This window comes from Streptomyces sp. NRRL B-1347, from assembly GCF_000720325.1.
In the GTDB taxonomy this organism is placed as follows: domain Bacteria; phylum Actinomycetota; class Actinomycetes; order Streptomycetales; family Streptomycetaceae; genus Streptomyces.
In genome coordinates, this window is sequence record NZ_JOJM01000260.1 from 1 (window position 1) to 678 (window position 678).

Consider the following 678-nt stretch of genomic DNA (forward strand, 5'->3'; position numbering starts at 1 on the left):
CAGGCCACCTGAACGTTCATGCCCGTCGTCTTGTGCTTGCCGGAGTGCAACTGGGGGTGCGAGGCCCATGACCAGCAAGGAAGCAAGGTGCCATCGACAACGTACGGCGTCTGCTCATCAAGGTCCTCCGCCGTCGGAACGCACTCTCCCAGGACCTCCTCCAGCACTGGGATCACCCCGCATATGGCACGGCTGATGGTCGGCTGCGACACCCCGTACGTTTCGGCGAGTTCCTGCTGGACACGGTTACGGCGCATGTAGACCAAGGTCACCACAACGGACTTGAAAAGCCCCAGGAATGAACCGCCCGCCGGAGCCAGCCTGTCCCTCGATGAGCGCGCCCGTTTGTTTGATCGAGTAGCCGAGGGGGATCTCACCCCTCGGCCCTCACAGAACCGTGCGTAAAAGTCTCCCGTTACACGGCTCTTGTCGTTCTGATCATCAGATCAAGCAGATGGCAGTAGTCAGGCGCCAGTGCGTAAACATGCGTGGGTATCGCTGTGCGATTTCCACGAGCTTCGCGGGCGCCTTGCGGTGGCCTGCCAGTCGTTTGTACTTCCGGCGGATCCAGCGCACCAGGTACTACAGCCGTGACTCGTGATCTCGTCTCTCACGGGCGGCGTTGTGGCAGCGTTGCGCGCGGGCTTGGTGGGCGCGGCGCCAGTGCGACTGGGTGAT

General features: G+C 62.2%; 1 pseudogene. It reads right to left on the reverse strand.

Annotated features, from left to right (window positions below):
• Positions 1-257: pseudogene (locus tag IG74_RS0144875) on the reverse strand (hypothetical protein); the annotation flags it as partial.
• Positions 258-678 lie beyond the last annotated feature (421 nt).